Genomic DNA, 19989 nt, shown 5'->3' on the forward strand with positions numbered 1-19989 from the left:
CAGGTAGGAGGAGATGTGGCCCGCGATCCCGACACCATCCAGCGCGAGATCGAGCAGGCTCGCGACGCGCTGGCCGTGACCCTCGACGAGCTGGGGACGAGGGCGAATCCCCAGCGCTTCGTCGAGTCCGGCAAGGAGAGCGTGCGCGCGAAGCTCGACGAACCCAAGATCCGGTACTCGCTGATCGCGGTGGCCGTGCTCATCGGGTTCGCCTTGCTGCGCAAGCTGTTCCGCTGAAGGTGCGCTACTGCCCCTTGGCGACGAGGGGCACCAGCACCTGTTCCACCACGCGGTCGACGAAGGGTCGGTCCAGCGGGTCTCCGGTGAGCATCAACCGGTAGATCAGGGCCGCGCCCGCGATCTCGACCGCCATGCCGCGCGGCGCGTCCTGGCGCAGCTCACCGCGCTCTTCGGCGCGGTCCAGGATGCGCCGCAGCACGTCCCGCTGCGCGGTCAGGAACGTCTCGCGGAACGCCGACGCCAGTTCGGGCTCGTGGGGCAGCTCGCCGACGAGGGCCTGCGCCGCCTTGCCGATCGGGCCGGACAGGAACGCGGCGAACGCGCTGAGGAACTCGCGCAGGTCGCCGGCGAGCGAGCCGGTGTCCGGCTCGGCCAGGTTCCGCTGCGCCAACTGCGTGCACGTGTCGATCACCAGGTCGAGCTTGGACTCCCACCGCCGGTAGATGGTCGCCTTGCCCGCACGGGCGCGCGCCGCGACGGCGTCCATCGTCAGCGCGCGGTACCCGACTTCGGCCATCACCTCCAGCGCGGCCTGTCGCAACGCGTCGTCCCGGCTGGCGTCCCTCGGTCTGCCTCGCTGCGGGGTCCGAGTCGCCCCGCTGTACACCGGTGTGGCCATTTCGCGCTCCTGTCGCCTTTGGCGGGACATCCTAGGCCGGGTGAGACCGGAATCGGCCTCGGATCATCTGCCCGGCCGCCGCGCCGCTTCGGGTTCACCCCGTCGGTGGGGGCACGAGACCCGCGCGGGTGTGCAAGTAGGCCACCGAGAAGGCGAGCGCGTCGCCCTCCAGCAAGTGCACGACGGCACGGGCGGAGCGCCCGATCGCGATCTCCTCCACCAGTTGGTCGGCGGCCAGTCTGGCCGCGATCAGGCCTGGTGCGGTGGCCCCGAGCTCCTTGCCGGCGGCGCGGACGGTGACCGCCCAGTCGTCGCCGTCGCGTCGGTAGTTCGCGGTGATGGGGAGTGTGGTCATGCCTTGCCTTCCGTGGTTGTTGCGCATATCTGACCGGCGTTCGGGCGTTGATGCGGCGCCATTCCTTCGATCGTGTGAGGGCACCCCGGAAGGCCCGGGAACCCTGTGTCCTCACCCGTTCGTGGAGTCGAATACGGTGCACACACCGTGCATGAGCGGTAACGCGCGGCTACCGGCCACCGATAGGCCATTTGGAGCAATGTCCCACGTTTGAGAGGTCCTGATGAGCCGTCGAGTGGTCGTCTTGGTGTGCCTGTTGCTGGGGTTGGCGTTCGCGCCGGGTGTGGCCTCGGCCGACCCGTCGTGGGAGGTGCCGGACGGGTGGGGCGACAAGGTGTGGGGTGACGTCTGCAAGCACCGCGGCGATCCCCCGTGCCACACGACGACCACCGCGCCCACGACGCCGTCCACCGGCGGGACGTCCACCGGGGTGACCACGACGACCGACGTGGCGGGCACTTCCGCGACCTCCGTCACCACCACGGACGTCGCCGGCACCACGAGCGCGGTGGTCACCACGACGTCACAGGCGGGAGCCACGACCAGCGCGGTCGGCGCCGGCGTGCGCGGCACCGCGTCGCCGGCTCCCCGCGTGGTGAAGGCGTCCACGAACCACGCGCTGGCGGACACGGGCGCCTCGCCGCTGTGGACGGCCGTCGGCGGCCTGGTCGTGCTGCTCGGCGGCGCGGTGCTGCTGCTGTTCAGCCGCCGTCGTCGCGCCTGACCGCGCCGGTCACGTCGTGAGCCGGCTCGCCACGCCCCGCCACACGACGTCCATGACGTAGGCCGTCGCGAGCGCGGGCCCCACCTCGGGCCTGCGCTCGCACCACAGCGCGAGCCGTTCGGTCGAGCCGACCACGATCTCGGCGAACGCCTCGGCCTCCACCGCGTCCACGTCGGAGTTGAAGCTGCCGATCACGGCCGCGATGAGGTCGGTCTGCTGCCGCCGGATGCCTTCGACCTCCTCGACGGCCGACGGCACGGTGATCGCCGCCTCCTGCCGCAGCAGTGCCCAGGACTGCTTGTGCTCGGCGATGAACTCGAAGAACGCCATCAGGCCGCGCCGCAGGATCTCCTCGGGGCCGTCCGCGCCGGTGATCGCCTGCTGCGTGCGTTCGAGCAGTTCCGTGCGCGCCCGGTGGATGCAACCGATGAGCAGGCCTTCCTTGGAGCCGAAGTACTCGTAGAGCATCGGCTTGGACACACCCACCCGTTCGGCGATCTCGTCCATCGACGCGGCCAGGTACCCGCGCTCGGCGAAGACGCCCTCGGCGATGTCGAGCATCTGCGCCTTGCGCTCGGCCTTGGGCATCCGCCGGCGGCGCGGCTCGGTGGTGGTCACGAAGACGAGACTACCGGAGGTAACTTACTTCGAGTAACCTACTGGAGAGTATGTAGGCTGACTTGGAGGAGACGGGCATGCACCGAGAGGTCGAAGTCCTGATCATCGGCACGGGCTTCTCCGGCCTGGGCATGGCGATCGAGCTGAAGCGGGCGGGGAAGCGCGACTTCGTCGTGCTGGAGAAGGCGGGCGACCTCGGCGGCACTTGGCGGGACAACTCCTACCCCGGCTGCGCGTGCGACGTCCCGTCCCACATGTACTCGTTCTCGTTCGAGCTCAACCCGCGCTGGTCGCGGATGTTCGCCCGGCAGCCGGAGATCTGGGACTACCTCAAGCGGGTGGCCGAGAAGTACCGGCTGCGCGAGCACATCCGGTTCAACAGCAAGGTCGGCGGCGCGCGGTGGGACGAGGACGCGAAGGTCTGGCACGTCAGCGTCGAGAACGGCGACACCTACACCGCGAGGTCGGTGGTGGCGGGCGTCGGCGCGTTGCACATCCCGAACATCCCGACCCTGCCGGGCATCGAGGCGTTCCAGGGCAAGACCTTTCACTCGGCCGAGTGGGACCACGACTACGACCTGCGCGGCAAGAAGGTCGCCGTGGTCGGCACGGGCGCGAGCGCGATCCAGTTCGTGCCGCGGATCGCCGACGAGGTCGGCCGGCTGACGCTGTTCCAGCGCACGCCGCCGTGGATCATGCCCAAGATCGACCGGGACATCAGGACGTGGGAGCAGAAGCTGTTCCGCGCGCTGCCGTTCACCCAGCGCCTGTACCGCGACTTCGTGTACTGGACGCGGGAGTCGAGCGCGCTCGGCTTCGCCGTGAACCCGAAGATCATGGAGTTCGCGCAGAACATCGCCAAGGGGCACATGCGCCGCCAGGTGCCGGACGAGGCGTTGCGGGCGAAGCTGACGCCCGACTACACCATGGGCTGCAAGCGGGTGCTGATCAGCAACGACTACTACCCGGCGCTGGGCAAGCCGAACGTGGACCTGGTGACCGACGGCATCGCCGAGGTGCGGGCGAACAGCGTAGTGGACCGGGCCGGCGTCGAGCACGAGGTCGACGTGATCATCTACGGCACGGGGTTCCACGTGGTCGACTCGTTCGACTACCTGGACGTCACCGGCAAGGGCGGTGTCGACCTGGCCAAGCAGTGGCGCGAGAAGGGCATCGAGACCTACTACGGCATCACGGTCTCGGGCTTCCCGAACTTCTTCTTCCTGCTCGGCCCGAACACCGGTCTCGGGCACAACTCGGTGGTGTTCATGATCGAGTCGCAGATCCGGTACGTCCGGCAGTGCCTGGAACTGCTGGACCGCCACCAGGCCGACGAGCTGGACGTGCGGCCGGAGGTCCAGGCGCGGTTCAACCGGCAGCTGCAGCGCAAGCTGTCCAAGGGCGTGTGGACCGAGGGCGGCTGCAAGAGCTGGTACCTCGACGCGCAGGGCATCAACCGCACCGTCTGGCCGGGCTTCACCTGGCGCTACTGGATGCGCACCAAGACCGTCCGCGCCGAGGACTACACCCTGACCCGCGCCCGCCGCACCCGCGTCCCGGCCTGACCCGAACGTCCACCACGGGGTTCCGAACGTAGGACACGCCTGTCCTACGTTCGGAACGCGTGAGGTGAACGCTCAGGCGGTGACGCCGGCGGCCTTGGCGCGTTCGGCGCGCAGGCGGGTCACGTCGGGCAGGTCGAGCGGGCCCAGCTTGGCGCCCGTGGCCCACTCGATCAGCAGGTCGGCGATCTGCGGGTTGCGCGGCAGCACGGGACCGTGCAGGTAGGTGCACAGGATCCGGCCCTGCACCGCGCCCTCCACCGAGCCGTCGTTGCCCGTGCCCACCTTGACGTGCGCCAACGGGCGGGCGGACGGACCCAGGACGGTGCGCCCCTGGTGGTTCTCGAACCCGGTCAGCAGGCCCTCGAACAGGCCGTCGGCCGGGGTCGCGATCACCTCGCCGATTGCGCGGCTGCCGCCCGCGTGCGACGTCGAGTCGATCAACCCGAGACCGGCGTGCGTCACCTGGTCGGCCCGGGTGAACGACTCGCCGAAGATCTGGATCCCCGCGCACACGCCGAGGATCACCGCGCCGCGCGCCGCCGCGCGCTGCATCCCCGGGTGCTCGCGCAGGTGCCGCACGGCCAACGTCTGCGCCGTGTCCTCACCGCCGCCGACCACGTAGATGTCGCACGACTCCGGCACGGGCTCGCCGAACCGGATGTTCACGATCTCGGCGGAGATGCCCCGCCACGTCATCCGCTTCTCCAGCACGACCGCGTTGCCGAAGTCGCCGTACGTGCCGAGCAGGTCGGGCAGCACGAGTGCGATCTGGACCTTGCTGGTGCTCACTGGGCGGCCCTCGCGTTCAGGTCGCGGAATGCGGTGTAGTTGGCGATCACCTCGACCGGCCCCGGCGGCATGGCGTCGATCGCCAGCAGCGGGTCCGGCACGATCGTGTGCTCGACCTCGGCGTACGTCAGCCGCACGGCCAGGTCCGTCGCCCGCTCGCCGGACGCGATCACCTGCCGACCGCGCAACCGCTCGAACGGCACGTCCCACAGCCACGACAGGTCGCGGCCGTCGGCCTCGTGCGCGTTGATCACGAGCACGGCGGGGTGGTCGGCCTCCCGCACCACGGTCAGCGTCTCGCTCCACCCGGCCGGGTTCTTCGACAGCAGCAGCCGCGCCCGGTGCCCGGACCGCTGGATCGTCCGGTACCGACCGGCCACGTTGGACACCGCGCGCAACCGCTGCACGGCCTCCTCCACCGGCACGCCGAGCGCGGCCGCGGCGGCCGTGGCCATCACGGCGTTGGCCTGGTTGAACTTGCCGGGCAGCCGCAGCGCCAGCTCCACCTTCACGCCGTTCGGCGTCACCAGGTACCCGTCGCCGGTCACCCACTGCGGCCGCGGCCGGGACAGGTCGCACCCGGTGCAGTGCCAGTGCTCGCCCTCCCAGCGGATCGGGTCGCCGCAGCGCGGGCACGAGGCGGCGTCGTTGTGCCAGCCCGTCCCGGTGGCGACCCAGACCACGTTCGCCGAGTCGCGGGCCGCCGACGTCACCATGATGTCGTCGCAGTTGGCCACCACGACCCCGGTCACCGACGTCAGCGCCGTGCGCAGCGACTTCTCGATGGTCCGCACCTCGCCGACCCGGTCGAGCTGGTCGCGGCTGAGGTTGAGCAGCACGGCCACCGCGGGCGACGCGGCGCGCACGACCTCGGGGAAGTACCCCTCGTCGACCTCCAGCACCGCGAACGGCGCGTCGGGCTGCTTGGACAGCGCGGTCACGTGCCCGTCGGGCATGTTCGCGCCACCGTGGTTGGTGGCGACCTCGCCCAGGAACGACACGGCCCGGCTGAGCATCATCGTGCTGGTCGTCTTGCCGTTGGTGCCGGTCACCAGCGCGACCGAGCGACCGGACGTCAAGTGCGCCAGCGCCTGCGGGTCGAGCTTCAGCGCGACCCGGCCGCCGATCATGCCGCCCGCGCCCAGGCCCATCTTCTGCGACAGCTTGGAACTCATGTTGCCCAGTCGCACGGCCGCCGCGGTGCGCAGCGGCAGGCGGGCTGGGTCTGCACCTGGAGTGTTCGGCAAACCGACTTCCCGGATCTGTCAGGGGAGGGAGATCCCCCGATGCTACCGGTGCCGCTGGTGGTCCAGCTCCCGCAGGGTCCGGATCAGGTCCACCGTGCTGAGCTGGCACAACTGGGCCATGTACTCCAGCGCGGGCAGGTCGAGGTGGACCTCGGGCGGCTGGCCGGGCACCAGGTGCGCGAGCCTGCCCTGCGCCCAGCGCCGCAGCGGCATCAGCTGCGGCCGCGGATCGGCGACGACCGTGGCCAGGTCGACCGAGAGGTGCCCGGCGGGCGCGTCACCGAACACGCGTTCGTGCACGCGGGCGAGCACCTGGTGCGCGGGCACGCCCAGCGCGACGCAGATCTCCACCAACCGGGTCACCGAGCACTGGCGGGTGCCCAGTTCGTACGTGGCCAGCGTTTGCAGCGAGATGTCGCTCTGCAGCCGGCGGTTGAGCTCCTTGCGAGTCCATCCGCGCTGCTTGCGAAGGCTGCGGAGCTCATCACCGAGCACGCGCTGGTACGCCGCTGTGTCGATCTGCACCGTCGATCCTCCAGTCCGCTGGGGCCCCGGCAGACCCCACGCAGATGGAAAGCGCGACTGGACGGTTGCTTACGCGGGTTGTCCGATTTATCGCCCGATCAGGCTAACCAAGTGGTACTGAAAGTAGCGTTTCAACGCTTCAACGCGCTGGTGACGGCCGTTTCGCGCGGTCCGAGGAACCGCGGGTCGGGCTTCGCCACGACGCCGTCCCACATCGCCTTGCCCGCCGCGAACACCTCCCGGAAGTGCCCGTAGGCGGTGGTCGACACCCGGTCGGACGTGTCGTGGCCCACGCCGAACGCCTCGAGGCCCGCCGAGCGGCACAGCGCCACCGCGCGGGGCAGGTGGAACTCCTGGGTCACCACGGTCAGCCGCTCGACGCCGAAGATCCGCTTCGCCCGCGTGCACGAGTCCCACGTGTCCAGGCCCGCGTAGTCGGCCACCACGACGTCCGCCGGCACGCCGTGCCCGATCAGGTAGGTGCGCATCGCGGTCGGCTCGTCGTAGGAGGTCCGGCTGTTGTCGCCGCTGACCAGCAGCACCTGGACCTTGCCGCGCCGGTACAGGTCGGCGGCCACGTCCAACCGGCCCGCCAGGAACGGCGTCGGCGTGCCCGACCTGGTCAGGCCCGCGCCCAGGACCAGCGCCACCGGCGCGTCCGGCACGTCGGCGGCGTCGTGCCGGTAGGCGGCGCTGCTGGTCCGCACCCACACCCACGGCGTGGCCGCGATCACGGTCAGCAGGCCGAGCGCGATCAGCACCCGCTTCCAGCGCACCCGTCTGATGAAGCTCCCCACGACTGCCACCCCCCGAGTCGACGATCAGTTCACGCAGCGCACCCCGTCCGCCGTGATGGGCGGTTCGGTGGTCGTGCTCGTGTCCGGCTGCTGCCGCGCGCCGTCCAGGCCGACCAGCCGGTCGCCGGCGAGCGTCTGCGTGCCCGGACCGGAGTAGTCCGCGCCGACGAACACGCGCACGTGACCGGCCGGGATGTCGTCGTCCTGCTCGATCTCGAGCCCACCGAGGGACTCGGCGACGGCCTCCGCGCCCGCCTCGCCGCCCACGCCGTAGCGCACCACGGACGTGGCCATGGGCGAGGCGTTGTCGGCGCCGCCGTCGGTGTACCGCTCGGCCACCAGCGCCTGGAGCACCCGGCCGGCCAGCCCCGGCGACCCGGAGGCGTTGCGGACCTCGACGGTCACCGACGCCTTGTCGACGGCGGGCGCGGTGGTGCCGGTGGCGTTCGGGTCGGCGCTGAGGTTCTTGAAGAACTTCTTCACCTCGCGCTCGTTGACCTCGACCGCCAGGCCGTCCTCGGGCGTCTGCAGCTCCGGGTTGCCGGTCGGGATCGTCTCGAACTTGAGGTTGCCGCCCGTCAGGTCCTTCATCTGGGTGGCGAACTTCAGCACGTTCCAGTCCTTGTCCAGCACGATGGACTTGGTCAGCGCGTCGATCAGGGAGCTGAGCTTGCCGGGGTCGGACAGCGTGCCGGCGGACAGGATCTGCTTGGCCAGGCCCGCCATGAACACCTGCTGGCGCACGATCCGGTCGAGGTCGCCGCGCAGCAGCCCGTACCGCTGCCGGACGAACGCCAGCGCCTCGCGGCCCTGGATCTTCTGCGGCCCGGCGGCGAAGTTCGCGCCGGACATGTTGTCGCGGGTGGCCTGGTTCAGGCACACGTCCACGCCGCCGACGGCCTTGGTGATCTCGTAGAACCCGACCAGGTTGATCTCGGCGTAGCGGTCGATGGTCACGCCGGTGAGGTTCTCGATGGTCCCGATGAGGTTCTTCGCGCCCGCCTGCCGCGACCGGACCTCCAGCTGCGCCGGGTCGGTGACGCCCTCGCGCTCCAGCTGCGCGATCGCGTCGTTCTTGCCGTAGCCGTACGCGGAGTTGATCTTGTGTCGGCCGTAGCCGCCGTCGATCTGCACGTAGGAGTCGCGCGGGAACGACACCGCGACCGCCTTGCCGCCGTCGTTCGGCACGTGCATGAGAATCAGCGTGTCGGTGTTCAGGCCGCCGTCGTTCTCGTTGCCCGCGTGCAGCTCGTTGAGGATCTCCTGGGGCAGGGGGTTGCCCTTGGAGTCGGTCCGGCTGTCCATGCCGACCATGAGGATGTCGACCGAGCCGTCGGCGGGCTTCTCCCCACCGCCTTCCTCGCTGATGACGTCCGTGGTGGCGATCTCGCTGAGCAGCGTGTTCAGGTTCGCCCACGCGTAGCCCGTGCCCAGCAGCACGGCGACGGAGAACAGCGCGAGCAGCGACCGGCCGAAGATCGCGCTGCCGGACGTGCCGCGCTCGGGCGGGCGGCGACGCGGCGGACCGGTGCGGCCGGCGGCCGGGCGCGGGCGTTGGCCGGCGGGGCGTGGCGCGGGTGCGATCCGCTGGGGGTCGGCCGGGCGCCTGCCGTCGGCGTCGCGCTCGGCGGGACGGCGGCCGGCCGCCGGTCGGGGGCGCTCGGCGGCGGGCCTCGGTCGGCCGGGTTCGCCGCCTGCCCGCGCACGCTCGTCCCTCGGCGCGTTGGGCCGGGGCCGCTCGCCCGACGAGGGGTCGGTCACCGGGCGCTTCGGCCGCTCACCGGGCACGCGGCGGCGTTCGCCGGCGGGACGCTCGGGTTGACCGGGCGCACGTCGTTCGCCGGTGGGGCGTTCAGGTTGGCCGGGAGCGCGTCGGTCGGCCGCGGGTCGGTCGGGTTGGCCGGGCGCGCGTCGCTCGCCGGTCGGGCGCTCGGGCCCGCGCGGCGGGTCGAACCGCCCCCCTGGCTCGGAGCGCCGTGGCGGCTCCTGGGCGCGCGGCGGTTGACCTGCGTGGGGACTCCGAGGGGGAACGGGTCGCCGGCGGAACCCGTCGGGTTCGCCTGGCCTCGGCGGCCGGTTGTCCACTCCCACTCCTCCCATGTACCCGGGTTCGTCCCAATGGACGCATGGCGGGCCGCCCAGGTTGCCACCAGCGTCGCACAGCCGGTTCGCCGGACGTGGTGATACCGGTCCGCGGCCGGGCTGACCAGGTCGGTTACCCGATTGTGAGGTCCGCGGTCCCGCGTTCGTAGACTGCCACCGTGCTGACCATGCAGGATGCGCTGCTCGCGCTGACCAGGTACTGGACCGAACGGGGCTGCGTCGTCGTGCAGCCGTACAACACCGAAGTCGGCGCCGGTACGTTGAACCCCGCCACCGTGCTGAGGGTGCTGGGTCCGGAGCCCTGGCGCGTGTCCTACGTCGAACCGAGCGTCCGGCCCGACGACGCGCGGTACGGCGAGAACCCGAACCGGTTGCAGACCCACACCCAGTTCCAGGTCATCCTCAAGCCCGACCCGGGTAACCCGCAGGAGCTGTACCTGGGCAGCCTCGAAGCGCTCGGCATCGACGTCCGGGCGCACGACGTGCGGTTCGTGGAGGACAACTGGGCCTCGCCCGCCCTCGGCGCCTGGGGCCTCGGCTGGGAGGTGTGGCTGGACGGGTTGGAGATCACCCAGTTCACCTACTTCCAGCAGGCGGGCGGCATGTCGCTCGACCCGGTGTCGGTGGAGATCACCTACGGCATCGAGCGCATCATGATGGCTCTGCAGGGTGTCGACCACTTCAAGGACATCTCCTACGCCCCCGGCATCTCCTACGGCGAGGCGTTCGGCCAGGCCGAGTACGAGATGAGCCGCTACTACCTCGACGACGCCGACGTGGAGGCGAACAAGCGCCTGTTCGAGGAGTACGCCTCCGAGGCGCGCCGGATGCTCGACGCGCGGCTGCCCGTGCCCGCGCACAACTACGTGCTCAAGTGCTCGCACGCGTTCAACGTGCTCGACGCGCGTGGCGCGATCAGCACCACCGAGCGGGCCCGCGCGTTCGGCCGGATGCGCGGCCTGGCGCGGGAGGTCGCCGGGCTGTGGGCGGCCCGCCGCGAGGAGCTCGGCCACCCGCTCGGGCTGGCCGAGGCGCCCGCCGCGGCCACCGTGCCGGACACGTTCGCCGAGGTCACGGCCCCGAACACGCTGTTGTTCGAGATCGGGACCGAGGAGCTGCCGCCGGCCGAGGTGACGCGGACCGTCGAGGCGGTCGCCAAGGCCGTCGCGGACAAGCTCGGCGCGACCAGGCTGGCGCACGGCGCGGTCGAGGTGCACGGCACCCCGCGCCGGGTCGTGGTGCTGGTGCCCGACGTCGCGCCGCGCGAGCCGGACGCGGAGAAGACCGTGCGCGGGCCCCGCGTGTCCGCCGCCTTCGACGCCGACGGCAACCCGACCAAGGCGGTGCAGGGCTTCGCCCGCGGCCAGGGCGTGGACGTCGACGCGCTCGGCCGCGTCACGGAGAACGGCGTCGAGCACGTCGCCCTCGTGCGCACCGACCCCGGCCGCGGCGCGGTGGAGGTGCTCAGCGGGCTGCTCGGCGAGGTGGTCTCCGAGCTGCGCGCCGAGAAGAACATGAAGTGGAACGACCCGAAGCTGTCGTTCACCCGCCCGATCCGCTGGCTGCTCGCCCTGCTGGGCACGACGCCCGTGCCGGTCGCGGTGTCGTCGCTGGCCGCCGAGCCGAAGACCCGCGTGCACCGCACCGCCGCCACGCCCGTGGTCGACGTGCCCGCGGCGGACGGTTACCTGGAGTTCCTGGCCGGCCACGGCATCGACGCGTCGGCGCAACGGCGACGTGACGCCATCGTGGCCCGCGCCGAGGAGCTGGCCGCCTCCGTGGGCGGGGTCGTGGACTTCGAGGGCGTGCTGGACGAGGTCACGAACCTGGTCGAGCGGCCGACGCCGATCCTCGGCTCGTTCGAGGAGCGCTACCTGGAGCTGCCCGCCCAGATCCTCACCACCGTGATGCGCAAGCACCAGCGGTACCTGCCGGTGCGCGCCCAGGACGGCTCGCTGCTGCCCCACTTCGTGGCCGTGGCGAACGGCGAGGTGGACGTCGACCTGGTCCGGGCGGGCAACGAGGCCGTGCTGCGCGCCCGGTACGAGGACGCGGCGTTCTTCTGGCGCGCCGACCTGCGCACGCCGTTGGAGGACATGAAGGCCGGGCTGGAGAAGCTGACGTTCGCCGACAAGCTCGGCTCGATGGCCGACCGGGCGGGCCGGATCGCGGCGCTCGCGCGGCGGCTCGCCGAGGAGGTCGGGGCGGCCGACGGGACCTTGGCGCGCGCGGGCGAGCTGGCCAAGTTCGACCTCGGCTCGCAGATGGTGATCGAGCTGTCGAGCCTGGCCGGCGTGATGGCCCGCGAGTACGCCGAGCGGGCGGGGGAGACCCCCGAGGTCGCGCTGGCGCTGTGGGAGATGGAGCTGCCGCGCTCGGCGGGTGACGCGCTGCCGTCGTCCACGCCCGGCGCGCTGCTGTCGCTGGCCGACCGGTTCGACCTGCTGGCGGGGCTGTTCGGCATCGGGGCCAACCCGACGGGCAGCTCCGACCCGTTCGGGCTGCGGCGGGCGGCCCTGGGCGCGGTGAGCGTGCTGCGGGCGTTCCCGGACCTGAAGGACATCACGCTGACCAAGGCGCTGGCGCTGGCGGCCCAAGAGCTGGAGGTGTCGGCGGAGGCGCTGGACACCGCCCGCGAGTTCGCCGTGCGGCGGTACGAGCAGCAGCTGCTCGACGCCGGGCACGACCACCGGTTCGTCAACGCCGTGCTGCCGCTGGCCGACGCGCCCGCGGTGGCCGACACGACGTTGGCCGAGCTGACCGGGCTGGCCGGCGACCCGGACTTCGCCGCGCTGGTGGCGGCGTTGCAGCGGGTGCGGCGGATCGTGCCCGCGGACACCGTGGGCGAGTACGACGCGGAGGCGCTCGTGGAGCCGGCCGAGGTGGCGTTGCACAAGGCGCTGGCCGAGGTGCCCGCCGGCGTCACGGGGCTCGCCGCGTTCGTCGCCGCCGCCAACGGGCTCACCGGGCCGGTGAACACGTTCTTCGACGAGGTGCTCGTGATGGCCGAGGACGCCGACGTGCGGCGGGCCAGGCTGGGGCTGCTGGCCGCGATCCGCGACCTGGCCGCGCCGGTGCTGGACTGGCAGGCCCTGGGCACCGCGCTGGGCTGACGGACCCGCACACGACGAAGATCCCCGCTCGCCGGCTCGCCGGAGGGCGGGGATCTTCGGCTGCCACTACATGTCGCGGTTGTCCTCGCTCGTCTGCAACTGAGCGAGCGTCAGCGAGCTGTCGACGGCGACGGTGCGGTCCGGCGTGACCTGTTCGGCGGCGGCCGGCCCGGCGCCCAAGGCGAGCAGTGCCGCGGCGGTCGCGGCCACCAGCGCTGCGGGGACGATTCTCACGCTGTTCTCCTCACACACCCGGCCAGGGTTCGGCACGCGACACCATCGCACACAAATCGTCCGAACGGGAGTCCCCTTTCGTACCTGCCGGCTGCGTGACCAATCGGGTGCGGAGCGTGATAAGTGCGGACTGTAACGGTCCGACCTGCGGTTTCGATGTTCCGGGAAGGTCAACTGTCCGAATGGGGCAGACCATTCGGAGCTGCGGGGTTGCTACGTCTTGACGAACCCGCACCCGGAGGGTTGGAATTCCGGGACATTCCGTATTTCCCGGGTCAACGTCGATGTGCCCGCGCAAGGGGTTGGCGAATGCGAAGGCTAGTCAGAGCCGTGTCCTGCGGTCTCCTCGTCCTGCTCGCCGCGGGCTGCGGCGCGGCGGTCGACCCGCTCGCGCCACCGACCGGCAGCCGGGCCCCGCGGCCGGTGGTGGGCGTGATCCTGCCCGACCGGTCGTCGTCGGACCGGTGGGAGGACCAGGACCGGCCGCTGCTGCTCCAGGCGCTGAACTTCGCGGGCATCGAGGGCGTGATCGAGAACGCGGACGGTGACGAGGCCAGGTTCGCCAGCATCGCCGACGAGATGATCGGGCGCGGCGTGAAGGTGCTCATGACGACGCCGCTGAGCCCCGAGGGCGGCGCGGCGGTCGAGCGCAAGGCACGGCAGGCGGGCATCCCGGTCATCAACTACGACCGGATCAGCCTGGGCGGCGAGGCCGACTACTACGTCTCCTTCGACAACCTCAACGTCGGCGAGCTGCAGGCCGAGGGGCTGCTCAAGTGCCTGGGCGAGAAGCAGGGCGCGCGGATCATCGAGCTGCAGGGCGCGCCGACGGACAACAACGCCACCCTGTTCTTCGACGGCCAGCGCCGCAAGCTCGGCCCGAAGTACGAGACCGGCGCGTTGAAGCTGGTGGACAGCAAGCCGATCGACAAGTGGGACCCGCTGATCGGCAAGGCCGCGTTCGAGCAGATGCTTCTCGCCAACGGCGGCGCGGTGGACGGTGTGGTCGCGGCCAACGACGGGCTGGCCGGCGCGGCGATCGAGGTGCTCAAGGCCAAGGGCCTGGCCGGCCGGGTGCCGGTGACCGGCCAGGACGCCACGCTGGAGGGCCTGCGCTCGATCCTGCGCGGCGAGCAGTGCATGACGGTCTACAAGCCGATCCGGGACGAGGCCGAGGCGGCGGCGCGGCTGGCCATCGCGGTGGCCCGCGGCGACCTCAGCGGCGCGGACGACCTGGCCACCGGCAACACCCGCGACCTGGTGGCCAAGCGGGACGTGAAGTCGGTGCTGCTGGGCGCGGACCTCATCACCCGGGACAACGTCCGCGCGCTGGTGGCCGAGGGCGTGGTCAAGCACGCGGACCTGTGCGCCGGAGACACCGCGGACGACTGCACCCAGCTGGGCATCCTGACCAACTAGGCGCCGGTGCGCACGCCGGGGAGAGCCGGAACTAGCCCTCCTCGTCGTGCCGCCCGGAGATGAACTCCTGCACCCGGATCTTCACCCGGATCAGCGGCTGGCGGATGCGGGCCTCCCGGCGGTACGCGCGGCGCAGCTTGCGGGAGCCCTCGGTGTACCGCCAGCGGGCCCACGGCGAGCCGGGGCGGGCCAGCCGCAGCGCGCCGATCTCGGGCAGCACGGGCACCAGCAGCCCGATCAGGCCGGTCCACACCTTGCCCTTGAGCAGCGCCACGATGGCGAACCCGAGGTTGACCAGGATGACCAGCACGCGCACGGCCACGCCCTCGCCGTAGAACTCCTCGTAGCCGAGCGGACGGGCGCCGAGCAGGAGCAGGCCGGTCATCCCGATGGCCAGGAACACCGCGTCCACCGAGAGCCGGCCGTCCTTGGTCCAGTACACGTCGCGCAGGTGCAGCAGGAGTGCGAACTCGTCGAGCACGAGCGCCGCGCCGACGCCCAGCAGCGCCGCTGCGGCAACCCGCACCCCGTGCTGGTCGTCCGGCGCGGCCAACCCGATCACACCGCCGAGCAGCATGAAGACGGCGCCGAACACGACGTGGTGGATGTGCGTGCCACCGGGGGTGAAGTTGCCCGGCCACCAGCGCACCTTCGCCCTGATCAGGCGGACGCTGATCCGGATGAAGACGAAGGTGAGCACCAGGCCGAGGAAGAAGAACAGCAACCGGGACTGGGGCAGGTGGAGCGCGTACACCACCCCATCTTCACCCGGCGGGGTTACTTGAACCTGATGCCGCCCTGGATGTCGCCCGCCTGCACCACGTTGCCGTGCACCGTGCCGGAGACCTGGTTGGTCACCCGGCCGGTCTGCGTGACGGCGTGGTGGGCCCGCAGCTCGGCGCCGAAGGCGGGATCGGCCTCGACGGTCCGCTCCAGCGTTTCGCTCAACGCCCTGACCTGCGGCGAGTCCTCGGACGCGCCTTCGGCGGCGGTGAGCGCCGCGGTGGCGACGGGATCGTCGGCGAACTTCGCGCGGACCAGCTCGTACAGGCCCGCGACGGCCCGCGTGGCGAGCGACGCGGCGATGGAGACCAGCATCGGTTCAGGCATCGGAGACCCCCTGTGATCGCGACCTCGCCCACGGTAGCAGTGCGACTCGCCGCATTCTTCCGCTCGACTGCCGGCGGGATCTCATGGTTGACTGTCTTCGGTCGTACCTTTCTGTGTTCGTGTTCCACCACGCTCGCGGAACGGAGTTGCGGGCGCCGAACTTTCCTCGCCAGGAGGGGCCGGGGCCCTAGCTGACCCGGTGGTCGCAAGCGCGATCCGGCACCTGTTAGAGGAGAAGTAGCAAGATGGCAGTTCAGGGCACCGTCAAGTGGTTCAACGCGGAGAAGGGCTTCGGCTTCATCTCCCCGGACAACGGTGGCGCCGACGTGTTCGTGCACTACTCGGAGATCCAGAGCAACGGCTACCGCACCCTGGAAGAGAACCAGCGGGTGGAGTTCGAGATCGGCCAGGGCCAGAAGGGCCCGCAGGCGCAGACGGTTCGACCGCTCTGACCTAATCCGGGTCACCACCAGGACCTGGATCTTTTCGGGCCGCCACACCTCGCAGCAGCGAGGGGTGGCGGCCCGAATCGTTGCTCAGGTGATCAGCGCGGGTGCCTGGTCGGCCTGCCCGCCGTAGACCCGCTTGCCCACCAGCCGGGCGTCGTCGAAGACGAAGAACGCCGTCGTGCGCACCCGGTAGGCCCGCCCCGTCGGCTCCTCGCCGCGCAGACTGCGCTGGTGGGTGCCCCGCAGCTCCAGTTCCACGATCACCGCGTCGTCGGCGTGGTGCAGCTCGACCAGCGTGCTGCGCTGGTCCGGGAACGCGTCGCGGACGCGCGCGTAGTAGCCGGCGACCTCGGCCCGGCCGTCGAACACCTGACCGGTCGCCACGATCTCGCACCGCGGGTGGTCGAAGGCGCTGACGGCGGTGTCGAACTCGTGTTCGTTCTCCGACTCCAGGTGCTCCAGCACGATCGCCTCCCGCAGGGCCCGCAGTGCCTTGGACGCGGTCATGCGCGCGATTCCCTCCGGTTCGTCGGTAGCTGACGACGAAACACGCAGAGCACCCACCAGTCAAGACGGCATCCGCGTCGAGAGGCCCCCGATCGGCCGCGCGTTCACCCGTCGAGACGTGCGCGCGACGACCGATCGGAGTGGTCGTGATTGGTGCCATTGCCGGTGCGGCCCGACCGGCTACCGGGCGTGCTTAATCGTTTACCCCGGGCTTCACGGGTAAGGCGGTGGTGAACGCCCACCGCCTTACCGCGATCACTCAGGGACGCATTTCGTATGCGCCGGACAGCGCCGCCACCTTGCTCCAGACGCGTTCGAAGCGGGCCTGGTCGACGACGGGCTTGCGGACCTGCTCGACCGCCCAGCGCTGCTGCGCCTCGGTGGACGACGCCTTGCCGTGCAGCGCGACGGCGTAGGCCGAGAAGTCGCGCACCAGGACGTCGAACACCTGGTCCACCACGTCGGCGTCCAGGCCGGTGATCCGGGCCTGCTCCAGCGCCAGCTGACCGTAGACCACCAGCGTGAACAGGTGGCCGAGGTTGAGCAGGAAGTCCAGGTCCTTCTGCTGCTCCTCGTCCGGCGCGGCCGTGGTGAGCAGGGTGCGCAGCGCGCGGGCCTGCTCGTGGAAGCGGGCCACGTTGGGCACGTGCGCGTGCTCGCGGTAGGCGGTCTCCCAGTCCTGGAACGTGACCTGCCCGAGGCCGCGGGCCGGGCCCTGGCGCCAGAAGAACTCGTCGTCGGCCGGGTCGTGCCTGGTCGGGACGTCGGCGTAGGCGGTGGGCCGGAACAGGTAGTTCGGCATGAACTTGAGCACGAGGGCGAGGTTGACGTGGACCGTGCCCTCCAGCTTCGGCAGCGCGCGGATGTCGCGGGCGGCCATCGAGAAGTAGGTGTCCTTCTCGAAGCCCTTGGCCGCGATCACGTCCCACAGCAGGTCGACGACCCGCTCGCCCTCGCTGGTGACCTTCATCTTGGTGATCGGGTTGAACAGCAGGTAGCGGCGGTCCTCGGGGGAGGCGCTGCGGAAGTAGTCCACGGAGCGGTCGGCGAACAGCTTCATGGCGACCAGGCGCGCGTAGGCGTCCACGAAGTTCTGCCGCACGTGCGGGAAGTCGGTGACCCGCTTGCCGTACAGGACCCGGTTGTGGGCGTGCGTGATGGCCTCGTGGAACGCGTGCTCGTCGATGCCGATCGAAGCCGTGCACAGGTTGAACTTGCCCACGTTGACCGTGTTGAGGGCGGCGCTGAACGCGTCCGGGCCGGTGTGCAGGACGTCGTCGGGGGACACCGGGTAGTCGTCCAGGTGGAACTCGCTGACGAACATCTGCGAGTCGACCACGTTCTTGACCAGCGAGAACTTCTCGTGCTGCGAGTCGACGGCGAAGAACACGTACCCGTCGGGGCCCTCGACGTCCGCGCGGCGGCCGAAGACCGACACCATGCCGGCCACGTTGCCGTTGCCGATGTAGTACTTCCCGCCGGAGGCGGTGAAGCCGGTGGCGGTGGGCGTGAGGACCATGTCGGTGGAGTAGACGTCCGCGCCGTGCTCCTTCTCCGACAGCCCGAACGCGAACACCGAGCCCCGGTCGAGCAGTTCGGCGGCCTTCTTGCGGGCCACCGCGTTGTCGCTCATCCAGATCGGGCCCAGGCCCAGCACGGTGACCTGCCAGGCGTACCAGTACTGGAGGCCGTAGAAGCCGAGGACCTCGCTCAGCGCGGCGTTGCGGGCGGCGTCCCAGCGCTTGTCGTGGCCCGAGGTAGCGCCGTTGCCGTCGGCCTCGGCCGCGGGCGTGCAGAAGGTCGCGAACAGCTTCTCGCGCGCGACGAAGTCCAGGAACTCGGTGTACCAGACCTTGGCCTGGTCGTCGGCGATCAGGCGGCGCTTGCCGCGCTCCTCGAACCAGTCGACGGTCGCGCGCAGCAGGCGGCGGCTCTCGGCGTCGAGGTGGCCGAAGTCGTGGGTGTTCGGGTCGAACAGCACCGGGGTTCTCCCTTCGTCGCCGCCGCACGCTACCAGTCGGTAACTTGGCCGGCCCGTTCGCCGGGGAAGCGGGTGTCGGGCCCGGGTTCGCCGCGTCTGCGGAGCGGTGGCCGAGGGGTTAGTGTGCTGCGCGTCACAAGCTGAGGAGTTGTCATGAATCTGCTCGCCATCGGCACCCGCAAGGGCCTGTGGCTCGCGACCAGTGAAGACCGCACGTCGTGGAGCCTCAGCGGACCGCACCACCGGATGACCGAGGTCTACGCGCTCGCGATCGAGGACCGCCGCGACCGGCCGCGGCTCCTGGTCGGCACGAGCAGCTCCCACTTCGGGCCGACCGTCGTGACCAGCGACGACCTCGGCGCGACCTGGGAGGAACCGGACCGCGCGCCGATCGCGTTCCCGGCGGACGCCGCGCTGGAACGGGTCTGGCAGCTCGCGCTCACCCCCGACCCGGAGGTCGTCTACGCGGGCACGCAGCCGTCGGCGCTGTTCCGCTCCGAGGACGGCGGTCGGACGTATTCGCTGGTGGAGGGCTTGTGGAAGCACCCGCACCGCGAGCGGTGGGAGGCGGGGTACGGCGGGCAGGCGATCCACACCGTGCTGCCGGACCCGGTCGACCCGCTGCGGCTGACCGTGGCCATGTCCACCGGCGGCGTGTACCGGACGTTCGACGGCGGGTCGTCGTGGGAGCCGGGCAACACCGGCATCAAGGCCTACTTCCTGGCCGACCCGTACCCGGAGTTCGGCCAGTGCGTGCACAAGGTGAGCCGGCACCCGTCCCGGCCGGAGCGGCTGTTCCTGCAGAACCACCACGGCGTCTACCGGTCCGACGACGCGGGGGAGACGTGGACGTCGATCGCCGACGGCCTGCCCGCCGACTTCGGCTTCGCGGTGGTGAGCCACCCGCACGACCCGGACGTGCTCTACACCTTCCCGCTGACCGCGGACGACGACCGGTTCCCGCCCGGCGGGCGGTGCGCGGTGTACCGGTCGCCCGACGCCGGGTCGTCGTGGGAGGCGTTGCGCGACGGGCTGCCGGACGGCTTCTGGACGGCCGTGATGCGTGACGCGATGTGCACGGACGCGGCGAGCCCGGCCGGCGTCTACTTCGGGTCGCGGTCGGGCGAGGTGTACGCGAGCGCCGACGAGGGCGACAGCTGGCGGCGGATCGCCGAGCACCTGCCCGACGTGGTGTGCCTGCGGGCGGCGGAGGTGTGACGTGCGGGTGCTCGTGCTGGTCCCCGGGCCGCTGCGGCAGGCGGCGGGCGACCAGGCCAGGCTGGAGGTCGACCTGCCCGAGCCCGCCACGCTGGGCGCGCTGCTCGACCACCTGGCCGCGCGGTACCCGTTGCTGGACCGCAGGTTGCGCGACGAGCGGGCCGGGCTGCGCCGTTACGTGAACTTCTACGTGGACGGCGAGGAGTGCCGCCGGCTGTCCGGCGCCGACACCTCGTTGCGCCCGGACGCGGAGGTCCGGATCCTGCCGTCGGTCGCGGGCGGCTAGCGCCTGTTTCACAAGTCTCGTTCGATGAGAGTCGCGCCTGAGGTGGTTCCCGGCGGTGCGGCCGAATGGGCCGCATACCGCTGTTGTATG

General features: G+C 71.1%; 21 protein-coding genes. 8 read left to right on the plus strand and 13 right to left on the minus strand.

What is annotated here, in order from left to right; all coding sequences use genetic code 11:
* Window positions 1–15: 15 nt before the first annotated feature.
* Window positions 16–237, plus strand: coding sequence for a DUF3618 domain-containing protein (locus tag ACZ7GX_RS25145; protein WP_230566031.1), 222 nt, complete (start codon window positions 16–18; stop codon window positions 235–237).
* Window positions 238–244: 7 nt separating this feature from the next.
* Here the strand turns inward: ACZ7GX_RS25145 and ACZ7GX_RS25150 are convergent, their stop codons facing one another.
* Together ACZ7GX_RS25150 and ACZ7GX_RS25155 are read right to left on the minus strand one after the other, a co-directional pair.
* Complete coding sequence (locus ACZ7GX_RS25150; RefSeq protein WP_498780014.1) at window positions 245–859, minus strand: TetR/AcrR family transcriptional regulator; 615 nt, start codon at window positions 857–859, stop codon at window positions 245–247.
* Window positions 860–953: 94 nt separating this feature from the next.
* On the minus strand, window positions 954–1214 hold the full coding sequence (locus ACZ7GX_RS25155; protein WP_498780016.1) for a hypothetical protein: 261 nt from the start codon (window positions 1212–1214) through the stop codon (window positions 954–956).
* Between the two features lie 223 nt (window positions 1215–1437).
* On the opposite strand from ACZ7GX_RS25155, the gene ACZ7GX_RS25160 reads away from it, so the two are divergent.
* Complete coding sequence (locus ACZ7GX_RS25160; RefSeq protein WP_498780018.1) at window positions 1438–1938, plus strand: LPXTG cell wall anchor domain-containing protein; 501 nt, start codon at window positions 1438–1440, stop codon at window positions 1936–1938.
* A gap of 9 nt (window positions 1939–1947) precedes the next feature.
* Here the strand turns inward: ACZ7GX_RS25160 and ACZ7GX_RS25165 are convergent, their stop codons facing one another.
* Window positions 1948–2556 (minus strand): TetR/AcrR family transcriptional regulator, encoded by a 609-nt coding sequence (locus ACZ7GX_RS25165; protein WP_498780019.1) that lies wholly within the window; start codon window positions 2554–2556, stop codon window positions 1948–1950.
* Window positions 2557–2633: 77 nt separating this feature from the next.
* Between ACZ7GX_RS25165 and ACZ7GX_RS25170 the strand changes: the two genes are divergently transcribed.
* A complete protein-coding gene (locus ACZ7GX_RS25170; RefSeq protein WP_498780020.1) occupies window positions 2634–4121 on the plus strand; it encodes a flavin-containing monooxygenase in 1488 nt (495 codons plus the stop codon).
* Window positions 4122–4193: 72 nt separating this feature from the next.
* On the opposite strand, the gene ACZ7GX_RS25175 is transcribed toward ACZ7GX_RS25170, so the two are convergent.
* The 5 genes from ACZ7GX_RS25175 to ACZ7GX_RS25195 form a co-directional block, all read right to left on the minus strand.
* On the minus strand, window positions 4194–4910 hold the full coding sequence (locus ACZ7GX_RS25175) for a type 1 glutamine amidotransferase (RefSeq protein ID WP_498780022.1): 717 nt from the start codon (window positions 4908–4910) through the stop codon (window positions 4194–4196).
* Window positions 4907–6085 (minus strand): Mur ligase family protein, encoded by a 1179-nt coding sequence (locus ACZ7GX_RS25180; RefSeq protein ID WP_498780023.1) that lies wholly within the window; start codon window positions 6083–6085, stop codon window positions 4907–4909. Before ACZ7GX_RS25180 ends, ACZ7GX_RS25175 begins: the two co-directional genes overlap by 4 nt.
* A 114-nt stretch (window positions 6086–6199) precedes the next feature.
* A complete protein-coding gene (locus tag ACZ7GX_RS25185; protein WP_230566023.1) occupies window positions 6200–6682 on the minus strand; it encodes a helix-turn-helix domain-containing protein in 483 nt (160 codons plus the stop codon).
* 131 nt (window positions 6683–6813) lie between these two features.
* Entirely contained in the window at window positions 6814–7479 is a 666-nt protein-coding gene (locus ACZ7GX_RS25190) for a SanA/YdcF family protein (protein WP_498780024.1), read from the minus strand.
* 24 nt (window positions 7480–7503) lie between these two features.
* Complete coding sequence (locus tag ACZ7GX_RS25195) at window positions 7504–9240, minus strand: LCP family protein (protein ID WP_498780025.1); 1737 nt, start codon at window positions 9238–9240, stop codon at window positions 7504–7506.
* A gap of 509 nt (window positions 9241–9749) precedes the next feature.
* Between ACZ7GX_RS25195 and ACZ7GX_RS25200 the strand changes: the two genes are divergently transcribed.
* Entirely contained in the window at window positions 9750–12695 is a 2946-nt protein-coding gene (locus ACZ7GX_RS25200) for a glycine--tRNA ligase (protein ID WP_498780042.1), read from the plus strand.
* Window positions 12696–12761: 66 nt separating this feature from the next.
* Here ACZ7GX_RS25200 and ACZ7GX_RS25205 read toward each other — a convergent pair whose 3' ends face one another.
* Entirely contained in the window at window positions 12762–12929 is a 168-nt protein-coding gene (locus ACZ7GX_RS25205) for a hypothetical protein (protein ID WP_498780027.1), read from the minus strand.
* Between the two features lie 309 nt (window positions 12930–13238).
* Between ACZ7GX_RS25205 and ACZ7GX_RS25210 the strand changes: the two genes are divergently transcribed.
* Entirely contained in the window at window positions 13239–14348 is a 1110-nt protein-coding gene (locus ACZ7GX_RS25210; protein WP_498780028.1) for a sugar ABC transporter substrate-binding protein, read from the plus strand.
* 31 nt (window positions 14349–14379) lie between these two features.
* Here the strand turns inward: ACZ7GX_RS25210 and ACZ7GX_RS25215 are convergent, their stop codons facing one another.
* Window positions 14380–15102: a hypothetical protein gene (locus ACZ7GX_RS25215; RefSeq protein WP_498780029.1), complete on the minus strand. Its 723-nt coding sequence runs from the start codon at window positions 15100–15102 to the stop codon at window positions 14380–14382.
* A 23-nt stretch (window positions 15103–15125) separates the two neighbouring features.
* Window positions 15126–15458, minus strand: a complete 333-nt coding sequence (locus ACZ7GX_RS25220; RefSeq protein ID WP_498780031.1) for a hypothetical protein — start codon at window positions 15456–15458, stop codon at window positions 15126–15128.
* A 245-nt stretch (window positions 15459–15703) separates the two neighbouring features.
* On the opposite strand from ACZ7GX_RS25220, the gene cspE reads away from it, so the two are divergent.
* Window positions 15704–15910 (plus strand): transcription antiterminator/RNA stability regulator CspE, encoded by a 207-nt coding sequence (cspE, locus tag ACZ7GX_RS25225; RefSeq protein ID WP_053717138.1) that lies wholly within the window; start codon window positions 15704–15706, stop codon window positions 15908–15910.
* Between the two features lie 84 nt (window positions 15911–15994).
* Here cspE and ACZ7GX_RS25230 read toward each other — a convergent pair whose 3' ends face one another.
* Window positions 15995–16414 (minus strand): ester cyclase, encoded by a 420-nt coding sequence (locus tag ACZ7GX_RS25230; protein ID WP_498780032.1) that lies wholly within the window; start codon window positions 16412–16414, stop codon window positions 15995–15997.
* 259 nt (window positions 16415–16673) lie between these two features.
* Entirely contained in the window at window positions 16674–18395 is a 1722-nt protein-coding gene (locus ACZ7GX_RS25235) for an acyl-CoA dehydrogenase family protein (protein WP_498780033.1), read from the minus strand.
* Between the two features lie 153 nt (window positions 18396–18548).
* Between ACZ7GX_RS25235 and ACZ7GX_RS25240 the strand changes: the two genes are divergently transcribed.
* Both ACZ7GX_RS25240 and ACZ7GX_RS25245 read left to right on the plus strand, forming a co-directional pair.
* Window positions 18549–19613, plus strand: a complete 1065-nt coding sequence (locus ACZ7GX_RS25240) for a WD40/YVTN/BNR-like repeat-containing protein (RefSeq protein ID WP_498780034.1) — start codon at window positions 18549–18551, stop codon at window positions 19611–19613.
* Between the two features lies 1 nt (window position 19614).
* Window positions 19615–19899: a MoaD/ThiS family protein gene (locus ACZ7GX_RS25245; protein WP_498780036.1), complete on the plus strand. Its 285-nt coding sequence runs from the start codon at window positions 19615–19617 to the stop codon at window positions 19897–19899.
* The last annotated feature ends 90 nt before the right edge of the window (window positions 19900–19989 follow it).

It is taken from the genome of Actinosynnema sp. NPDC037264 (assembly GCF_055603705.1).

Excerpts from the sequence above, each read along its gene's own strand:
- ACZ7GX_RS25155 (WP_498780016.1), bottom strand. The coding sequence starts at position 1,214 with ATGACCACACTCCCCATCACCGCGAACTACCGACGCGACGGCGACGAC.
- ACZ7GX_RS25180 (WP_498780023.1), bottom strand. The coding sequence starts at position 6,085 with ATGAGTTCCAAGCTGTCGCAGAAGATGGGCCTGGGCGCGGGCGGCATG.
- ACZ7GX_RS25220 (WP_498780031.1), bottom strand. The coding sequence starts at position 15,458 with ATGCCTGAACCGATGCTGGTCTCCATCGCCGCGTCGCTCGCCACGCGG.
- ACZ7GX_RS25230 (WP_498780032.1), bottom strand. The coding sequence starts at position 16,414 with ATGACCGCGTCCAAGGCACTGCGGGCCCTGCGGGAGGCGATCGTGCTG.
- ACZ7GX_RS25240 (WP_498780034.1), top strand. The coding sequence starts at position 18,549 with ATGAATCTGCTCGCCATCGGCACCCGCAAGGGCCTGTGGCTCGCGACC.
- ACZ7GX_RS25160 (WP_498780018.1), top strand. The coding sequence starts at position 1,438 with ATGAGCCGTCGAGTGGTCGTCTTGGTGTGCCTGTTGCTGGGGTTGGCG.
- ACZ7GX_RS25200 (WP_498780042.1), top strand. The coding sequence starts at position 9,750 with ATGCAGGATGCGCTGCTCGCGCTGACCAGGTACTGGACCGAACGGGGC.
- cspE (WP_053717138.1), top strand. The coding sequence starts at position 15,704 with ATGGCAGTTCAGGGCACCGTCAAGTGGTTCAACGCGGAGAAGGGCTTC.
- ACZ7GX_RS25150 (WP_498780014.1), bottom strand. The coding sequence starts at position 859 with ATGGCCACACCGGTGTACAGCGGGGCGACTCGGACCCCGCAGCGAGGC.
- ACZ7GX_RS25170 (WP_498780020.1), top strand. The coding sequence starts at position 2,634 with ATGCACCGAGAGGTCGAAGTCCTGATCATCGGCACGGGCTTCTCCGGC.
- ACZ7GX_RS25210 (WP_498780028.1), top strand. The coding sequence starts at position 13,239 with ATGCGAAGGCTAGTCAGAGCCGTGTCCTGCGGTCTCCTCGTCCTGCTC.